This is a genomic window from Microbacterium sp. CBA3102 (assembly GCF_007954505.1).
GTDB classification, from domain to species: domain Bacteria; phylum Actinomycetota; class Actinomycetes; order Actinomycetales; family Microbacteriaceae; genus Microbacterium; species Microbacterium aurugineum.
In genome coordinates this window covers 2,388,981-2,406,078 of record NZ_CP042412.1, presented here as the reverse complement: position 1 = coordinate 2,406,078, position 17,098 = coordinate 2,388,981, and the positions used below count along the sequence as shown (strand labels likewise).

Sequence of the window (17,098 nt, the reverse complement as noted above, 5' to 3'; positions counted from 1 at the left end):
TGCCCGTGCACTGAGGGCGATCAGCCGGAGATGAGCCGCGGAGTCCCTGCCTCGTACTCGACGAGGTCGCCGGTCTCCCCCGCCCGGTGCGCACGCCCTCCGATGACGAGCATGTAGATCAGGAACACCGCGAGCGCGGCCGCACCGATCCCGATCTTCACCGGCCATGGGAGACCCCAGCCGGTCACGAAGCCCTCGACGAGCCCCGACAGGAACAGCGCGAAGATGAGTCCGATCGCGACCGTGGCGAGTGCCCTCCCCTCCTCGGCGAGAGCCTCCCCGCGGGTGCGGTGCCCGGGAGCGACCCAGGCCCAGAAGATGTGCAGCCCCGCGGCGCCGGCGACGAAGATGCAGGTCATCTCGAGCATGCCGTGCGGGAGGATGTAGAGCACCATCAGATCGGCCTTGTCGTGCGCCGCCATGATCGCGCCGGCAGTGCCGATCCCCATCGCGTTCTGCACGAGCATGTAGACGGGCCAGATCCCGGTGACGCCGAACAGCACACACTGCATCGCGATCCAGGCGTTGTTCGTCCACACCATGCCCATGAACGTGGCCGCGGCGTTCTCGGTGTAGTAGCCCGTGAAGCTCTCGTCCGCGTACTGCTCGAGGGCGTCGGGCGGACCGAGGGTCGCGATCAGCGCCGGGTCGCTCGCGATCCATGCGGCTGTGCCGACCGCGACCGCGATGAAGGCGACCGCGATCACCAGAGTGGTCCATCGCAGGCGATAGAGAGCGGCAGGAAGCTGCAGTCGGAAGAACCGTGCCGTCTGGGTGAGGATGCTGTCGGACGCGCCGGTGAGGCGGAGCCGGGCTCTCACGAGGATCGTGGACAGGTACGCACCCTGCGGCGAGTCGCCGACCGAGGTCTTCAGTTCGGCGAGGTCGGCCGACGCGGCGCGGTAGCGGACGATGAGCTCATCCACTCCGGCGCCGTCGAGTCGGGCGCGGCTGAGCTCGTCGAGCCGTTCCCACTCGGCACGGCGTGCATCGGTCAACGCGTCGGCATCCACCTGATTTACTGTACTCATGTCCACCCCGATCGACGTCTCCGACGAGGTGCTCTCCGGCGAAGCCGTCGCCATCGATGTGCAGCCGGTCGGCTTCCTGCTGCGCGCGCTCGGTGCCGCCATCGACATGCTCCTCGGATACGCCGTGTTCGCGCTGTGGCTCTTCCTGCGCATCTGGCTGCTGAACGCCGGCGTGCTCGACGATGCCACCGACCGCATCGCGACGGTCGCGGCGATCGTGGTCAGCTTCGTGGTGCTGCCGATCACCATGGAGGTCGCGCTCAAGGGCCGCAGTCTGGGCAAGCTCGCGATCGGCGGACGCATCGTCCGCGTGGACGGAGGCGCCGCCGGATTCCGCCATGCCTTCATCCGCGCGCTCATCGGCGTGCTGGAGATCTACATCACGTTCGGCGGCATCGCCGTGCTCACGGGCGCCTTCACGGCGCGGTCCCAGCGGCTGGGCGACCTCGTCGCGGGGACCTACAGCCAGCGCGTCCGCACTCCGGCCCTCATCTCGCACGCCCCCGTGCTGCCCCCGGCGCTGGCCGGGTGGGCGCAGATCGCCGACGTCGCGCGAATGCCCGACCGGCTGGCTCGGCGCATCTCGCAGTTCCTGGTGAGCGCTCCGCGGATGATCCCCGCCGCGCGGGCCCGCGTCGCGCAGGAGCTGCTGGCGGAAGCGACACCGTTCGTGTCGCCGGTGCCGCCCGTGTCACCCGAGCACGTTCTCGTCGGCATCACCGTGCTGCGCCGCGAACGGGAGCGCCGAGCGCTGGAGAACGCCGACCGCCGCGCCGAACGGCTCACCGGACGTCACGTCGGCGTCTGAGTCCCGCCGGAGGACGAGCTCCGAAGCGGACGAGCGCCGACGCGGACGCGGTCAGTAGCGGTAGTGCTCGAGCTTGTACGGCCCCTCGACCGGCACGCCGATGTATGCGGCCTGCGCGGCGCTGAGCGTGGTCAGCTGCACCCCCAACGCGTCGAGATGGAGGCGGGCCACCTTCTCGTCCAGGGACTTGGGAAGCACGTACACGCCGATCGGGTACGCCTCGATGTTCGTGTAGAGCTCGAGCTGCGCCAGCACCTGGTTCGTGAAGGACGCACTCATCACGAAGGACGGGTGGCCGGTGGCATTGCCGAGGTTCATCAAGCGGCCCTCGCTGAGCACGAGCACACTGCGTCCGTGGGGCAGACGCCACTCGTGGACCTGCGGCTTGATCTCGATCTTCTCCGCGCCGTCGAGGGCTTCCAGACCCGCCATGTCGATCTCGTTGTCGAAGTGCCCGACGTTGGCGACGATCGCCAGGTGCTTCAGCGCCAGCATGTGCTCGGTCGTGACGACATCGCGGTTGCCGGTCCCGGTCACGACGATGTCGACCTCGCCCGCGACGTCGAGCAGACGCGCCACCTGGAAGCCGTCCATGGCGGCCTGGAGCGCGCAGATCGGATCGATTTCACTGACGATGACCCTGGCTCCCTGTCCACGGAGGGCTTCTGCCGCCCCCTTGCCGACGTCGCCGTACCCGCAGACGAAGGCCACCTTGCCGCCGATGAGCACGTCGGTCGCGCGGTTGAGCCCATCGGGGAGGGAGTGGCGGATTCCGTACTTGTTGTCGAACTTGCTCTTGGTCACCGAGTCGTTGACGTTGATCGCCGGGAACAGCAGGTCTTCGGAGGCGGCGAGCTCGTAGAGACGATGCACGCCCGTCGTGGTCTCTTCCGTGACCCCGATCAGCCCTGCGGCGAGCGCCGTCCAGTGATCGCTCGACTCCGCGAGGGAGCGGCGCAGGAGGTCGAGGATGATCGAGTATTCTTGTGAGTCGGTCTCGGTCGGTGCAGGTACTGCTCCGGCCTTCTCGAACTCGACGCCCTTGTGCACGAGCAGAGTCGCATCGCCGCCGTCGTCGAGGATCAGGTTGGGTCCGTCGAACCCGCTCGACGACCAATCGAAGATCCGCGCCGTGCAGGCCCAGTACTCCTCGAGGGTCTCCCCCTTCCAGGCGAAGACGGGCACGCCTGCCGGGGCGTCGACGGTGCCTTCGGGACCCACGACGACGGCGGCGGCCGCCTCGTCCTGCGTGGAGAAGATGTTGCAGCTCGCCCACCGGACCTCGGCGCCGAGGGCCACGAGCGTCTCGATGAGGACCGCGGTCTGCACCGTCATGTGGAGCGAGCCCGCGATCCTGGCGCCCTTCAGCGGCTGAGCACCGCCGAACTCCTCCCGGAGTGCCATGAGTCCGGGCATCTCGTTCTCCGCGAGCCGCAGCTGGTGACGGCCGGCTTCGGCGAGGGACAGATCGGCCACACGGTACTCGAGCTCAGGCATGCGCTCATTCTTCCATCCTGTCGGCCCCTCACGACCGTGTGTGTCAGAAGCGGATCGCGTCGATCACCTTCACCCGTAGAGCCACGAGCGCGGGGATGAACCCCGACACGGCGCCCACGACGACCGAGGCGATGAGTCCGACCAGCGCCGCCCTCATCGGGAACGGCGGGACGTCCTGGATCCCGTAGAACATCGTGGTCACGATCCAGTCCGATCGCAGGACGGCGACGACGATCGCGATCCCGATGACTCCGGCGACGGTCGTCGCGACGAGGCTCTCGAGGAAGACCGAGAAGAAGACCCGGCCCGAACTGGCGCCGAAGGCGCGTCGCACGCCGATCTCCCGCACGCGCTGCCGCATCGCCACGAGCTGGATGTTGATCAGGCTGAGAGCACCGAGGGCGAGGATCAGCGAGGCGATTCCTCCCGTGATCATCTCGAAGGTCGCCTGGACGTCCAGAGCGCCCGGCTGCGCCGCCCAGTCGGTGCGACTCACCGAGATCGTCTGCCCCTCGGGCAGCCCCGCGCGCAGATCCATCGCCAGCACCGGGCCGATCTGATCGGCTTGATCGACACCGACCCACACCTCGTACTGCGTCGAGACTTCCGCGGGCAGAGCGTCCACTCTGTCGCGATAGTCGTCGTACAGCAGATCGACCCGCAGCTCCTCGTCCCCGAAGCCCTGCCGGGGAACGATGCCGATCACCTGATAGGTGCCGCCTGCCGCGCCGCCGAACTCGACGGTGGGGTGCTGAGACAGCGGCACCCTCCCCAGACGGTCCCAGAGCGCCTCCGTGATCACGACCGGAGGTGCCATCGCCTCCAGGTCGGAGTCGAGGAACCAGCGCCCCTCCAGGAGCTTCTCGCGATGGATCTGTGGGAATGCCGGGTCCATGATGCGCGCGGGGACCGCGGTGATGCCCTCGGGAAGATGCACATCCAGCACGACGCCCTGCGCGATCCGCGTGGTGTGACTGAAACCGAACCGCTCGGACACCCGGGTGAAGCGATCGTCGAATTCGTCGGCGTCGATCGGCGTGCCGTCGGCCGTGCTCGCCGAGACGGCGATGGTCGCGGCGCGTCCGCCCCACCGGTCGGACTGCTCCGCCTGGAACTGGCGCTGGTACTCCGAGATCGCCACGACCGCGGTGAGTGCGCCGACCGAGACGGCGATGCCGATCAGGCTCAGCAGCACTCGCAGCTTGTGGACGCGGATCTCCGCCCAGGCGTCGGAGAGCGCGCCGAGGAACCCGGTCACGAGACGGACTCCGCCACCGCGGGTGTCCCCTCCGACGGCACGGACGCCGCGAGCGTCGAGGCCTCGAAGGCGCGGCCCAGGTCCACCGGTTCCAGGCGTCCGGCATCCAGGCGGTAGTGCCTGCGTGCGCGCGCGGCGACGTGCAGGTCGTGCGTGATGGTGACGAGCGCCGCATCGGTCTCGGTGGCGACCTCGTCGAGAAGGGACATCACGGAGGCCCCGGTATCGATGTCGAGGGCGCCCGTCGGCTCATCCGCGAGGATCAGGACGGGCTTCCGCACCAGCGCCCTGGCGATCGCGACCCGCTGCTGTTCACCCCCGGAGAGCTTGTCGGCGATCTGGTCGATGCGATGGCCGAGGCCGACACGCTCGAGCATGTCCGCGGCGATCTGTCTGCGGTTCCAGAACATCCGGCCCTTCGCATGTCCGAGAGGCATCGTCACGTTGTCGAGCGCGGTGCGCCCGGGGAGCAGATTGAACTGCTGGAAGACGAAGCCCACGTTGTCGCCACGCAGCCGATCGAGGCGCCCCGATCGCATCCGGCGCACTTCACTCCCTTCGAAGGAGACGGAACCGGAGGTCGGCGCATCCAGCATCCCGAGGATGTTGAGCAGCGTCGACTTGCCGGACCCCGAGCGTCCGACGATCGAGACGTGGTCCCCTGCACCGACTTCCACGGTGATGCCGCGAAGGATCTCGAGCCGCGAGTCGTCCGGGAGCAGAACGCTCTTCGCGACGTCGTCGAGAGCGACGAGGCTCACCAGCTCATCCCGCTGTCGCACTGTTCGACCCCCGGCGACACTTCGTAGCAGAACTCCTCGACGGGGGCGACGAAACCGGGCACGAACTCGCGGATGCTGTCGCCTTCCGCCAGTCCCTCCGTGACCTCGACGATCACCCCGTCGTTGACCCCGAGCGTCACCGTGCGCTCCTCCGGCTCGGAGCCGTCAGCCGCGTCCACCCAGACGACGCCTGATCCGGCACCGCCCTGCACCGCGGTGACCGGGACCACGAGTGCGTCGTCGACCTGGCCGAGGGCGAGGTCGAGGGTCGCGGGAAGCCCGGCGAAGACCGTCTGGTCCTTCGGGATGGCGCACCGCACGCTGGCTGTCCCCTCTGCCGAGACCTGGACGCGCACGCCGGTGCACGCGAACGGGGCCGGTCCGCCCGTGATGGTGATCGTGGCCTCGCTCGGCGCGTTCACGAGACGGTACAGCTGGACCGGGTCGACGGTCGCCAGCAGGTGGTAGCGCGCGGGCGTGAGCTTGTACGTCTCGGTACCGACGGACGTCATCTGCCCCTTCACGAGAGCGATCTCCGACACGTCGCCGGCTTCGGGGGCGAGCACGTCGATCTCCTTCCGGGGATACTCCTGACGAACGGTGAAGAGCTTCTGACCGGCGCTCACCGCCGCGCCTTCGCTCACGTGGACGGCCGTGACCGTCCCGTCGAGTTCGCTGCGCACCCCGAAAGTCTCGTCGCGAGCGATGTTGCCGGTCAGGGTCAGAGCATTGACGACCGAACCACGTTCCACGGCGATGATCGGGTCGGTGATCCCGGCATCAGGGCTGACGATGGTCTCGGCCCTGTCGGGGAAGAAGGCGATCTTGACGAGCGCGGCGGCGCACGCACCGAAGACCACGACGAGAAGCAGGGGGAAGATCCAGCGACGCCAGACGATCACGAGTGCCTTTCCGGCTGCGCCGCCCTGGCACGCCTCGGGACAGCGTATCCAGGCTCAGGCGTTCTCCCGCGGCGGCGGACACCGCGTGTCCGGCCCGAAGGGGCGCCGTCAGACGCGGAGGGCTTCGTGGCGGACGACGAGCCAGCCGGCCGGGACCGAGAGTCGATCCGCGTGCGGCGAGCAGAGGTCGTGGGCCTGAGGGTCGTTCGCGGCACCGAGCGGTCCGAGCGCCGCCATCTGGTCGCCATAGTCATAGGTGAGGGTGGCCACGGCTTCTCGCACGCAGCCGACCTTCGAGCACAGTCGTCCGTCCATCTCCGCCAGCGTACGGCTGCCGTCCGTCGACGCTCGGGATGCCGCGCCGCAGACGCGGACACCACCTAGACTTTCGTCATGCCCCGTCGTCGCACTGCCCACACCTCCGCCGCCCCTCGGCGTGGTGCCCGGCACGGACGTCACGGACGTCTGGGCCGCAGCGAGGTCGTACGGCCTCCCCTCGCGCCCCTCGACGGACGCCTGGACCGCTTCGACCTCACGGTCGGCACGGCGGTCGAGTTCCTCCGTGGAACCTGGCCGGAGCTGCAGGAGGTGCGATTCGAGATCGGGGCGATCCCGGGTTTCGACGCGACCGACGAGGTTCCGCGCTGGTACCTCGACCGTGAGAACCGACGCATCGTGCTGTTCCGTCTGCCCATCGAACGGTTGCTTCCCCCGGGTCACGACGACGCGCCGCATCGGCGGATGGCGATCGAGAGCGCCGTGTTCCGGGCCGCCGCCGAGTACGTCGGTCGCGAGCCGTGGGATCTGGGCCACGAGCACTGACCTCTCCCCGCGGGAGATCAGGGGTAGACCGTGATCGCCTTCTCCACGCCGGCGCTGGCCTGCACGGGTGACACGGCGATCGCTCCCGGGGCGGTGAGGGTCAGGGCGGCGCGAATCGAGCCGTCCGTCCTCATCCGATAGGTGGCGCCGGGATCGACTTCCACACCGAGCGACTCGCCTGCGGCGATGGCCATCTCCTCGGGCAGACCCCCGTCCGACGTCTCGAGGGTCACGGTCACATCCTGATCCGACGTGTTCGCGAGCTGGACCCGGGGCGCCGGCCCCGACGGCACGGCGAACAGGACATCGCCCTCGATCTCCGGCGCCGGGGTGATCCAGGCGAAGTCGGAGTCGCGACCGAAGCCGTCCTGCTCCCGGAGCGCGGCCACGACCGGCGCGTCCGAAACGACGTCGACCGTGTACGAACCCGGTGCCAGGCCGGTGAGCGCGACCTGCGCGGGCAGGTCGGCCTCGACGGGGACCGAGAACTCATCGACCACGGCGGACGATCCCTCGGCCCGCACCCGGACCTGCACCCGAGCATCCACTCCCGGTGACAGCACTCGGAGGACGGCCATCTCGGCATCGTCCCCTGCGGACGCGAAGACTTGGACCCCGGCCAGCACGAGGTTCTCCTGCGGGCCCGCGACGGCGTCCTGCAGATCGATACCCGCCGGGTCGAGGACCTGCACGAGGGAGGATTGGAGGACGGCACGGACGGGTGCCCCCACCGCCCCGACACGAACCACCGGCGTGGTATTCCCCGCCGCGATCGACGTCAGTGGGACCGCGGTCTGCGTGCGAGCGGGCACGATCACGGTGCGCGCGCTCCTCGTCTCTCCATAGACCGAGAGCGTGACGGTCGACGGCACCTCGGCCGCGTTCGTCAGGATCACGATGTCTTCGGTGCCGGTCGCGGTGCTGCCGCCCACGAGCCACGAGTCCAGCTTCGGAACACCGCAGGGGGCGGCCGCGTATCCGGCGAGATCCTCTGTCGCGATGCTGACCGACTCGGCGGCGGCGATCAAGGGAGCAGTGCGTCCTTCCACAGTGCCGGTGAGCACGCGGACCTCGCCGGCATCCGGCACATCCTTCACGGCGAGCCCCTCGGACGCGGGGTCTCCCGCAGTTCCGCCGAGGGTCACGGTCGGCCGCGCGGCGGACGACATGCTGAGCGGATCGATCGCGTCGCGACCGAGCGCGCGGAGGTCCCCGTTGCAGACGAGCACGCTGTCGCCGGGAAGGGGGGTGACCTGCATCTGGGCCGCGTCGTGGCTGATGCTCGGCCAGGGCGCATGCACGGCCGCAGCGATCCCTGCCACACAGGCGACGATGACCACGCCTCCCGTGACCAGGCGCGCGCTGGTGGCGGCGACGCGGATTGCGCGTGAGCGGCTCATCGGTCTCCCTCCACGGACCTGTCGGGGCCGTCCTCATCAGCGCCTGCCGGTGGGGACGCGTCGTCCGCTGCGGCAGCCTCATCGCCGCTCGGCTCGGGGTCGGTCTCAGGTTCAGCGATCGGCACCAGCGCCTCGTCATTCAGGGCAGCGGCATCCTGCGGCTCCTCGAGAGCGCCGACCGGGGGCTGCTCCTCGAGATCGTGACGGTCCTCCGCATGCCGCGGAAGCACCAGAGGCTCATCCGGAGCGCGCCCGACGATCCGGGACTGCGCGCGCGCCGCGCGGCGCGAGGCGCGCGTGGGGATCGACAACAGCAATGCGGCGAGCACCGCCATCAGCTGGAGCGTGAGGACGAGCCTGACCGTCCCCTGCTGAGCGGCGCTGAGGGCAGGAGAGGCCGCAGCCTCCGCTTCCAGCCGCCAGAGCACCCCGCGATCCGTGCGGCCCGCATGCACGAGCCCGGGACGCTGATCGATCGAGGCGATGGCCATGGCACGGAGGGCACGCGCCTTGTCTCCGTCGCTGCCGGCGCCCTGAGCGACCAGCACATAGCTGATCCCCTTCGCCGCCAGCTCACCCGGCGCATCGAACTCGCGAGCGGACAGCAGGTCCACCGCGAGGGTCGAGACGTCCGCCCCCTGCGGTTCCGTCGCCGTCGAGGTCATGGTCGTCTGCGACCCCAAGGTCTTGCTCGCACCCCGGACGACCTCGACCGCGAGTCCGCCGTCGTTCTTCGGGGTGAGGACGAGCGTCGCGACGTCGCGATCACCCGCTGCCTGGGCTGCGACGTAGGCGGGCAGAGTGGATTCGGGACCGTTCGTGAGGAGGGAGCGATCCGTGAGGAAAGCCGTGAGCGCCGGGACCGCGCAGACCGCGAGGGACAGGGCCGCGACGGTCGCTGCGACACCTCTCAGGCGAGGCGCAGTGATGGCCGTGTCCAGCGTGACGAGCGCAGCGCCGAGCACCCCGATCCACGCCAGACTGAGGCCTGCACCCGGCCAGATCGCCACTCCTGCGCCCTGGTCGAAGCTGACGGTGATACCGACGGCGAAGAAGGCGGTGGCGAGGCCGGTCACCGCGACGACGAGGAGCATGATCCCCGCCCGCCACCGCGGCGCCAGGGCCGAGCACAGAGCGAGGAGCGCGGTCGGGGCACAGAGAACCCAGACCCAGGGTGTGACCGCTTCGGGCGCGAATGATGCCCACCCGGCGAGGTCCGTGGTCGGGAAGCCCATCGCGAGGGCCAACCTGCCCGCGGCGTCGGCTGAGGCCTGCGAGCCCGCCCAGATCAGACCGGGGTCGCCCAGGACACCCCACGGTGTCCCGTGCGCGAACTGCCAGAAGACGAGGGGGGCGAACAGAGCCACCGTCGGAACCGGCAGCCAGAGCAGACGCACGGCCCCCCGGAACTGCGCCGTGCCGAGCACGATGCCGAGCGCCACGATCCACAGCAGGACCAGCGCGGGCGCCAGCGAGGGCGCGCACGCGAGGACGGCCGCGAGCAGCAGCGATGCACTGCCGGCGGCTCCCCACGACCGGTGGGCGACCACGGCGGTGTGGAAGAGCCAAGGAAGGAGGAGATGTACGAGGACGGCGCTCGGACGCCCCTCGACGAGCGCCGTGAGGAACGGAGGGCTGAGCGCCCATGCGACGCCGGCGAAGATGCGCAAGCCCGACCGGTCGGTCACCCGAGTCGCGGCGAACCATCCCCCGAGGACGGCGAGCGGGAGGGCGAGGATCCACAGGAGCACCATCGCGAACGACGGACCAGCAGGCCACAGGGTACCGAGCACCGCCACGATCGCTGCGAACGGATCGGCAGGTCCGATGAGGTCGACGGCGGTGCCCCGAAGGCCCCAGGCCGCGTCGCTCCACAGCGTGGCGACGGTCTGACGGAGCGGGAGCAGTCCGCCGCCACCGAGTGCCGGCCACGCCAGGAGGGTGGTGAACGAGGCGATGCTGACGACGAGCGCCCCGAGCACGGCCCACGCTCCCCCTCCGGAGAAGAAGCGGAGTTCGCTGACCGCGCCGCCCTCGCTGCCATGCCCGTCGTCGAGGTGCCGACGCAGATCCGAGGAGGTGATGCGCAGCGGCGCGATGCTCGCCCACGTCGACGTTCGGAAGGCGCGGATGCGCGACCTCGATCGCGCGATCGCTCCGAGGCGGATCATCGCGGTGAGCGCTGCCCCCCATTCAGGGAGCACGGCCTCGGGCCGCTTGCCGATGAGGTGGGTGAGGGAGCGCCACAGCGCGAGCGGAAGCAGGCTCAGCCAGTGCAGCGGCACCGCCGCGGCGGGAGCGTAGGCCAGGCGTCGATGCAATTGGGCGAGCCGCGTGACGTACGCCCGGCGCGACCGCCCGGACGGCAGCGCCGCAGGACCACCGGGAGCAGCCGAGATTCGTGCGCTCGGTGCGAGTACGACGCGTCCGCCGCCCAGGCGTGCCCGCACCCCGAGGTCGAGTCCCTCATCGGCGCCGGCGAGGGCGGGGTCGAGACGCAGAGCATCGCGGACTTCGCCCCGGATGAGGATGCCCCGCACATCGGACCCGAGAGCGTCATCCATGCGATCGTGCTGGCCCTGGTCGAGTTCGCCGGCCGCGAGCTCGACCGAGCGGCCGAGAGCGGTCATCGTCACCCCGAGGGAGACGATCTCGCGGTCGTTGTCGGTCGCGACGAGCTTGGGCGCGATGATCGCCGCGGAGGGCGAGCGTTCCAGCGTTCCGCGAAGACGCTCCAGTGCGCGCGGATGCGGGGCCGTGTCCTGAGCGAGCAACCAGATCGCTGAGCCTTCGAGCACCCGCGGCCGAGCGAGGTCGACCGCCTCGGCGAAGGAGGTGCTGGCGCGTGCCTCGATGATGCCCTCGACCGTCGCGGCGACCGCTTCGCTCTCCCGCATCGAAGACGAATCCCCGCAGACGACTAGCGTCACGGCGTCCGCGGGTGCGGTCTGGGATCGCACGGCGTCGAGAGTGCGGAGGAGCTGCGCGCGGGAGGCGGATCCGGGGCGCGCGACGATGATGGCGTGAACTCGGGCTGGCATGTCCTCGTCAGCCTATGCGCGGGTCAGGCGGCGCTGGAGCAGCCCGTGCGGCGCGCCCGCGAAGCCGTGCCACGCGGAGACGATGCGGACGATCAGCTGGCGCGACGCTTGAGCTTGCGGCGTTCGCGCTCCGAGAGACCGCCCCAGATGCCGAAGCGCTCATCGTTGTTGAGCGCGTACTCGAGGCACTCGCTGCGGACGTCGCACGTCGTGCAGATGCGCTTGGCGTCCCTGGTGGATCCACCCTTCTCAGGGAAGAACGCCTCCGGGTCCGTCTGCGAGCAGAGCGCGTCGCTCTGCCAGGCGAGGGCGTTGTCATCGTCGGATGCTTCGGTCCGTCGAACCCCGGGAACACCGAGGTTGATCGGATCGACGAACCAGTTCTCCGGTACGTCGGAACGGTATCCCGTCATCTCGATCTCCAACCCTGTCTCCGCCCCCCGGCGGGCCGTGCTCATGACTAATTACACCCGTGTCATTCGCTCCGGTCAAGTCGCGGATCGTAAACCCTCAAGCGGCTCTTTAAGGTTCTTGAGGGTCGATCGGCGTGTCGCGCGGTCGGGCCGGCTCAGCGCCCGGGGCTCGCGACGAAGACCTCGCCGACGCCGGAAATGGTGAGGGTGCCTTCGTCGGCACTCGCGAACGCCGCCGCACCGACCACGACGTCGATTCGCTCGCCGTCCGCAGAAGCGACGGCGACCTGCCCGTCCGTCGCGAGCACCATCGTCGGCCCGGACACGTCGAGGGCGACGGGGGTTCCGTCGAGCTCGATCCTCGTGAGCGCGAAGTCGGGCACCGGAACCGGATACGCCGTGACCCCGCCGTCACCGTGGGGGCGCAGCACCGGAACCTCACCGGGAGTGGCGTCGAGGATCGCGAGCAGTTCGGGGACATCGATGCGTTTCGGGGTGAGCCCGCCCCGCAGCACGTTGTCGCTCGCCGCCATGATCTCCACCCCGAGTCCGGACAGGTACGCATGGAGCAGACCCGCGCGCAGGAACACCGCCTCGCCGCGACGCAGGACGACGTGGTTCATGAGCAGGGCGACCACGACGCCCGGATCCCCCGGATAGTTCTCGGCGACGCTCGCGATGGCACGGAGCGTCGTCCCCCACTCCCCCGTGTCACCGTCTCCACGCACGGACGCGGCCACGACGGCCGAGATGATGTCGTCGACCGCAGCGTTCGCTCCGCCCCCGAGCAGCCAGCCGATCGTGTCCCGCAGGGAATCGTCGCCGGCGCCGAGTCGGTCGCGCAGCTGGACGACGCCCTCGCTGTCGTCGAGCAGCCCCAGCAGCGCGAGTGTCTCGTCGACCGGACGAAGACCGCTCAGCGACTCGAACCGCTCGCTGAGGGCGACGATGAGCTCGGGCTTGTGGTTGTCGTCCCGGTAGTTGCGCTGCGGATCATCCGCAGCGAGTTCGCTCTCGCGCTCCCAGCCCGCGCGTGCCTGCGCGATCGTCGGGTGCACCTGGATCGAGAGCGGACGCCCGGCCGCGAGGAGCTTGAGCAGGTACGGCAGGGTCCCTCCGGTGACCTGATCGAGGGTTCCCCCTCCGGCGACATCGGCCGGATCTCCGGGGTGGTCCCCGAACCACACCTCAGCCTCCGGCGCGCCTGTCGGCGTGCGCCCTTCGAGTCCGGCGAGGAGGGAGTCGGATCCCCACGCGTAGTCGCGGGGAGCATTCGTGAGGCTCAGCAGCATGGTCCCAGCGTAGGGTGCACTGCGGCGTTCAGCGACGCGCCGAGCGCGGCGCGGTAGCCTGAACGCGATGGCCCAGTACACCAAGCACCCGGTGGCAGCCCCGCCGACACCGCCGGAGCGCGAGTCGACGGGGCATCTGATGCTGCGCGGCTACGTGATCCTCGTGTTGATCGTGACGTTCGCGCACACCGCGGTGTACAACCTCGTCGGCATGGAGGGGGCCGGTGCCACTCTCGTCGCCTTCACACTCGCGACGCTGGCCATCGGCGTCCCGATGCTGGCCCGCAATCACCCGCAGCCGTTCCGCTGGCGGCGCCTGCCCTGGACGGCGATCGGCTACACGGCGTTCGCCCTCCTGTCCGTCGCCTGGTCGCAATGGCGGGGGCCGACTCTGATCACCTGGTTCCTCCTCGCCGCGGTGACCGTCAACGGCCTCTTCATCGCGCACGTGCTCACCTGGCATGAGATCGTGCGGGCCCTCTCCTCCGCGTTCAAGTGGATCCTCGGCCTCTCGCTCGCCCTCGAGCTGTGGGTCTCACTCGTCCTGCACGGTCCGCTCCTGCCGAATTTCGCGACGCTGCCGGACGGCCGGATCGACCCGCAGCTCTACTGGGTGCGCGACAACCTCTTCGACGGCGGCAGGATCCAGGGGATCGTCGGCAATGCGAACGTGCTCGCGATCATCTCGCTGTTCTCGATCATCACTTTCGGGGTGCTGTTCGTCGCCCGCGCGCGCTGGCGCACCACGCTCGCGCTCTGGATGCTCCTCGCGGCATACTTCCTGTTGCGCACGTCCTCCGTGACCGCGTTCATCTGCGCAGCCGCGACCGCGGTCGTCCTCGTGGTCGCACTCCTCATGCGTCGCGCCCGCACTCCCGGCGCACGAACGCGCATCTACGTCGTCGCCATCGGCGGGACGGCTCTGGCCGCGGCCGTGGTCTGGCTGCTTCGAGAGCCACTCCTCGGACTCGTCGGCCGCACCTCCGATCTCACCGGACGTTCCGATCTGATCTGGGCGAAAGTCCTGGAACGCGTCCGCGAGCACCCGATTCTCGGCAACGGCTTCTCCAGCCCCTGGATCCCCACCGACCCGTCGTTCGATCACTGGATCACCGATCACGGCATCACCGTCTTCCACGCGCACAACATGTGGCTCGATGTCCTGTTCCAGCTCGGCGTCGTCGGCGTCATCCTGATGGGCGTGGCGTACGTGAGCCTGTTGTGGCGCTCCTGGTTCTTCGCCGTCGATCGCCCTCGGTGGGATCTCGATTCCGCGCGCCCCTTCTCTCCGCTGACTCTGCTGCCCAGCCTGTTCACCGTGGTCCTCCTCGTCCAGGGGTTCGCCGAGTCGACGCCGATCATGCTGTGGGGCTGGATGCTCGTGGTGCTCCTGTCGTTCAAGCTGAAGTCGGTCCCGCTGGTCGGGGTCGGCGAGCGCGACCTCGTGTTCGAGCGCGGTGCCCGGCAACGGCGGGTTCCGTGACGTCGTCGCGCCCCCTGGTGCGGCTGCTCGGATCGGTCGAGCTGGCTCGCGCCTTCGCCCTCGCCACTCTGACCACGATCTTCGCCTCGTACGCGATCGAGCGGATGACGTCGAAGGTCACGCTGGCCACCATCATCACGGTGCTCTGCCTCCTGGGCGCGGCGATCCTGTGGGTCCGACGGGATGAGCTGTCCCTTCTCCGGATCGCCCCGTCGTCGCTCATCGCCTTCCTCGGCTGGGCTCTGGTGAGCTTGGTGTGGACGACGGACCGCTCGGACACGCTGTTCGGCTGGATGTCACTGTTCGGCTACGCGTTCCTCGCGATCACGATCGGCCACATCCGTGACACCCTCCAGACCGTTCGCGCGATCGGCGACACCCTGCGCGCCCTCCTCGCCGTCTCGCTGGGGATCGAGATCCTGTCCGGCATCCTCCTCGATCTCCCGTTCACCTTCCTCGCGATCCAGGGAAACCTGGCGGAAGGCGGTCCGATCCAGGGCCTGTTCGGCAGCCGCAACATGCTCGGGTTCATCGCGGTCATCGCCCTCATCACGTTCGTCATCGAGTGGCGCACGCAGTCCGTGAACCCGCCACTCGCCGTGGTCTCGATCGGCCTCGCCGGTTCCCTGGCCTTCCTCTCGGCATCGCCGACCGTGCTCGTTCTCGCCGTCGCAGTGGGCACCGTCACGCTCGCGCTGACGATCGTGCGACACACGTCACCCGCGCGGCGCAACATCGTGCAGCTCGTCCTCGGGATCCTCGTGACCCTGACGCTCGCGATCGCGTTCGCGCTGCGCCACCAGATCATCGCGCTGCTGGATGCCGGATCGGACTTCTCGATCCGCGCGTCTCTGTGGAACACGATCCTCGACTTCGTCGCCGTGAGACCGATCAACGGGTGGGGATGGTTCGGTGAGTGGGCCCGTGGCGAATACCCGTTCACCTTCATCAACTTCCAGCTGGACGACCATCACCAGAGCGCACTGAACGCGTTCTTCGATGTGCTGCTCCAGCTCGGCGCGGCCGGTCTGGTGCTGTTCCTTTTGCTGGGCGGCGTTGCGCTGATCCGCTCCTGGCTGGTGGCCAGCGTGCGACGCTCGGTCGTCTACGCCTGGACGCCGATCATGCTGGTCACGTTGGCCGTCGACTCGATGTTCGAGAGCTTCACGCTGGTCGGCGCCGGGTGGTTCATGCTGGTGCTCTGCGCGTTGCGCGCCGGACAATCGCGGTCCTGGCGCGAGAACATCGACGCTGTGCACACGGGCGCGATCCCGACGCTCCGCCCACAGGAGTGACCGCCCACAGGGGTGGCTGAGGGCGCCGCGGCGCGCTCAGCTCAGCGAGCGCAGCTTCTCGGCCCAGGCGATCGCGTCGCGCACACCATCGTCGACCGAGCGCTCTGCACGCCAGTCCAGCACCTCGGCCGCACGGTCGACGATCGCGAAGGCACCCGCCTGGTCACCGGGGCGGCGATCGGTCTCGATCACCGCGAGAGGTTCACCGGTCACGCGTTCGAACGCGGCCACGAGCTCTCGGACCGTCACACCGTCGCCGGTGCCGAGGTTGATCACCTGGTACGGCTCATCGTGGGTGGCGACATCGTCGAACTTCTGAACCGCCGCGACATGTGCCAGAGCGAGATCCCAGACGTGGATGTAGTCGCGGAGACCCGAGCCGTCGCGTGTGGCCCAGTCGGTTCCAGTGATCGTGAAGGGCTCTCCGGACGCGCTGGCCTGCATGATCTTTCCCAGCGCGTGCGAAGGAGTCGGATTCTGCAGGCCGGTGCGCAACTGCGGGTCGGCCCCGATCGGGTTGAAGTACCGCAGCGCGATCGCGCGGAAGTCGCCGGCGTTCGCTGCATCGTCGAGGATCTGCTCGACCATCGCCTTGCTCGTGGCGTACGGGCTCGCCGGCGCCAGTCGGCCGGCCTCATCCACGCCGTCGCCGCCCTCCCCGGCGTACACGGCCGCCGAGGAGCTGAACACGATGCGAGGGATGCCCGCGTCCCGCAAGCGCTGGAGAAGCACGATCGTCTTCCCGACGTTCGCCTCGTAGTACCCGAGCGGGTCGGCGACGGATTCCGGGACGACGATGCGTGCGGCGCAGTGGATGACCGCATCGATGTCGGGGTGATCGGCCAGAAGTCGGTCGACCACGGCGACGTCGGCGATGTCGCCGACGTACAGATCGCGCCCCTCACCGAAGGACCGGAGCCCGCGGGAGAGGTCGTCGAGGAGGACCACATCGAGACCCGCCTCGATGCACGCCGTCGCAATGGTCGAGCCAATGTAGCCGGCGCCGCCGGTGATCAATACCTTCATCGCGGTCAGTCTAGTCAGTGCATCTGCAGGGCCGGAGGGAGACTCTCC

The 17,098-nt window shown here is 69.3% G+C and carries 15 protein-coding genes; 4 read left to right on the top strand and 11 right to left on the bottom strand.

What is annotated here, in order from left to right; translation table 11 throughout:
- Nucleotides 1-20: 20 nt before the first annotated feature.
- On the bottom strand, nucleotides 21-1,013 hold the full coding sequence (locus tag FGL91_RS11445; protein WP_047523006.1) for a stage II sporulation protein M: 993 nt from the start codon (nucleotides 1,011-1,013) through the stop codon (nucleotides 21-23).
- Between the two features lie 16 nt (nucleotides 1,014-1,029).
- Here FGL91_RS11445 and FGL91_RS11440 point away from each other — a divergent pair, with 16 nt between their 5' ends.
- On the top strand, nucleotides 1,030-1,839 hold the full coding sequence (locus FGL91_RS11440; protein ID WP_153243880.1) for an RDD family protein: 810 nt from the start codon (nucleotides 1,030-1,032) through the stop codon (nucleotides 1,837-1,839).
- Between the two features lie 51 nt (nucleotides 1,840-1,890).
- Here FGL91_RS11440 and ahcY read toward each other — a convergent pair whose 3' ends face one another.
- The 5 genes from ahcY to FGL91_RS11415 form a co-directional block, all read right to left on the bottom strand.
- Entirely contained in the window at nucleotides 1,891-3,336 is a 1,446-nt protein-coding gene (ahcY, locus tag FGL91_RS11435) for an adenosylhomocysteinase (protein ID WP_153243879.1), read from the bottom strand.
- 43 nt (nucleotides 3,337-3,379) lie between these two features.
- Nucleotides 3,380-4,594, bottom strand: coding sequence for an ABC transporter permease (locus FGL91_RS11430; RefSeq protein ID WP_131491979.1), 1,215 nt, complete (start codon nucleotides 4,592-4,594; stop codon nucleotides 3,380-3,382).
- Nucleotides 4,591-5,355 (bottom strand): ABC transporter ATP-binding protein, encoded by a 765-nt coding sequence (locus FGL91_RS11425; RefSeq protein WP_153243878.1) that lies wholly within the window; start codon nucleotides 5,353-5,355, stop codon nucleotides 4,591-4,593. The genes FGL91_RS11430 and FGL91_RS11425 overlap by 4 nt, the downstream gene beginning before the upstream one ends.
- Nucleotides 5,352-6,278: an efflux RND transporter periplasmic adaptor subunit gene (locus FGL91_RS11420; protein WP_153243877.1), complete on the bottom strand. Its 927-nt coding sequence runs from the start codon at nucleotides 6,276-6,278 to the stop codon at nucleotides 5,352-5,354. Before FGL91_RS11420 ends, FGL91_RS11425 begins: the two co-directional genes overlap by 4 nt.
- A 108-nt stretch (nucleotides 6,279-6,386) precedes the next feature.
- Nucleotides 6,387-6,593, bottom strand: coding sequence for a DUF3499 family protein (locus FGL91_RS11415; RefSeq protein ID WP_047523011.1), 207 nt, complete (start codon nucleotides 6,591-6,593; stop codon nucleotides 6,387-6,389).
- Between the two features lie 78 nt (nucleotides 6,594-6,671).
- Between FGL91_RS11415 and FGL91_RS11410 the strand changes: the two genes are divergently transcribed.
- Complete coding sequence (locus tag FGL91_RS11410) at nucleotides 6,672-7,100, top strand: hypothetical protein (protein WP_227991546.1); 429 nt, start codon at nucleotides 6,672-6,674, stop codon at nucleotides 7,098-7,100.
- Nucleotides 7,101-7,117: 17 nt separating this feature from the next.
- On the opposite strand, the gene FGL91_RS11405 is transcribed toward FGL91_RS11410, so the two are convergent.
- From FGL91_RS11405 to manA, 4 genes are all read right to left on the bottom strand, one after another.
- On the bottom strand, nucleotides 7,118-8,500 hold the full coding sequence (locus FGL91_RS11405; RefSeq protein WP_153243876.1) for a DUF5719 family protein: 1,383 nt from the start codon (nucleotides 8,498-8,500) through the stop codon (nucleotides 7,118-7,120).
- A complete protein-coding gene (locus FGL91_RS11400) occupies nucleotides 8,497-11,541 on the bottom strand; it encodes a glycosyltransferase (RefSeq protein WP_153243875.1) in 3,045 nt (1,014 codons plus the stop codon). The genes FGL91_RS11405 and FGL91_RS11400 overlap by 4 nt, the downstream gene beginning before the upstream one ends.
- Nucleotides 11,542-11,633: 92 nt before the next feature.
- Nucleotides 11,634-11,954 (bottom strand): WhiB family transcriptional regulator, encoded by a 321-nt coding sequence (locus tag FGL91_RS11395; protein WP_081997016.1) that lies wholly within the window; start codon nucleotides 11,952-11,954, stop codon nucleotides 11,634-11,636.
- 155 nt (nucleotides 11,955-12,109) lie between these two features.
- Entirely contained in the window at nucleotides 12,110-13,246 is a 1,137-nt protein-coding gene (gene manA, locus FGL91_RS11390) for a mannose-6-phosphate isomerase, class I (RefSeq protein ID WP_153243874.1), read from the bottom strand.
- Nucleotides 13,247-13,313: 67 nt separating this feature from the next.
- Between manA and FGL91_RS11385 the strand changes: the two genes are divergently transcribed.
- Together FGL91_RS11385 and FGL91_RS11380 are read left to right on the top strand one after the other, a co-directional pair.
- Nucleotides 13,314-14,729 carry an O-antigen ligase family protein gene (locus FGL91_RS11385; RefSeq protein WP_131491973.1) on the top strand — a complete coding sequence of 472 codons (1,416 nt, stop codon included), beginning with the start codon at nucleotides 13,314-13,316 and terminating at the stop codon, nucleotides 14,727-14,729.
- Nucleotides 14,726-16,024, top strand: coding sequence for an O-antigen ligase family protein (locus FGL91_RS11380; protein ID WP_153243873.1), 1,299 nt, complete (start codon nucleotides 14,726-14,728; stop codon nucleotides 16,022-16,024). The genes FGL91_RS11385 and FGL91_RS11380 overlap by 4 nt, the downstream gene beginning before the upstream one ends.
- A 36-nt stretch (nucleotides 16,025-16,060) precedes the next feature.
- Here FGL91_RS11380 and galE read toward each other — a convergent pair whose 3' ends face one another.
- Nucleotides 16,061-17,050, bottom strand: coding sequence for a UDP-glucose 4-epimerase GalE (galE, locus tag FGL91_RS11375; RefSeq protein WP_153243872.1), 990 nt, complete (start codon nucleotides 17,048-17,050; stop codon nucleotides 16,061-16,063).
- Nucleotides 17,051-17,098 lie beyond the last annotated feature (48 nt).

What these genes read in the sequence shown, in the direction of transcription:
- FGL91_RS11400 (WP_153243875.1), bottom strand. Translation starts at nt 11,541, where the DNA reads ATGCCAGCCCGAGTTCACGCCATCATCGTCGCGCGCCCCGGATCCGCC.
- FGL91_RS11385 (WP_131491973.1), top strand. Translation starts at nt 13,314, where the DNA reads ATGGCCCAGTACACCAAGCACCCGGTGGCAGCCCCGCCGACACCGCCG.
- manA (WP_153243874.1), bottom strand. Translation starts at nt 13,246, where the DNA reads ATGCTGCTGAGCCTCACGAATGCTCCCCGCGACTACGCGTGGGGATCC.
- galE (WP_153243872.1), bottom strand. Translation starts at nt 17,050, where the DNA reads ATGAAGGTATTGATCACCGGCGGCGCCGGCTACATTGGCTCGACCATT.
- FGL91_RS11395 (WP_081997016.1), bottom strand. Translation starts at nt 11,954, where the DNA reads ATGACGGGATACCGTTCCGACGTACCGGAGAACTGGTTCGTCGATCCG.
- ahcY (WP_153243879.1), bottom strand. Translation starts at nt 3,336, where the DNA reads ATGCCTGAGCTCGAGTACCGTGTGGCCGATCTGTCCCTCGCCGAAGCC.
- FGL91_RS11415 (WP_047523011.1), bottom strand. Translation starts at nt 6,593, where the DNA reads ATGGACGGACGACTGTGCTCGAAGGTCGGCTGCGTGCGAGAAGCCGTG.
- FGL91_RS11410 (WP_227991546.1), top strand. Translation starts at nt 6,672, where the DNA reads ATGCCCCGTCGTCGCACTGCCCACACCTCCGCCGCCCCTCGGCGTGGT.
- FGL91_RS11440 (WP_153243880.1), top strand. Translation starts at nt 1,030, where the DNA reads ATGTCCACCCCGATCGACGTCTCCGACGAGGTGCTCTCCGGCGAAGCC.
- FGL91_RS11405 (WP_153243876.1), bottom strand. Translation starts at nt 8,500, where the DNA reads ATGAGCCGCTCACGCGCAATCCGCGTCGCCGCCACCAGCGCGCGCCTG.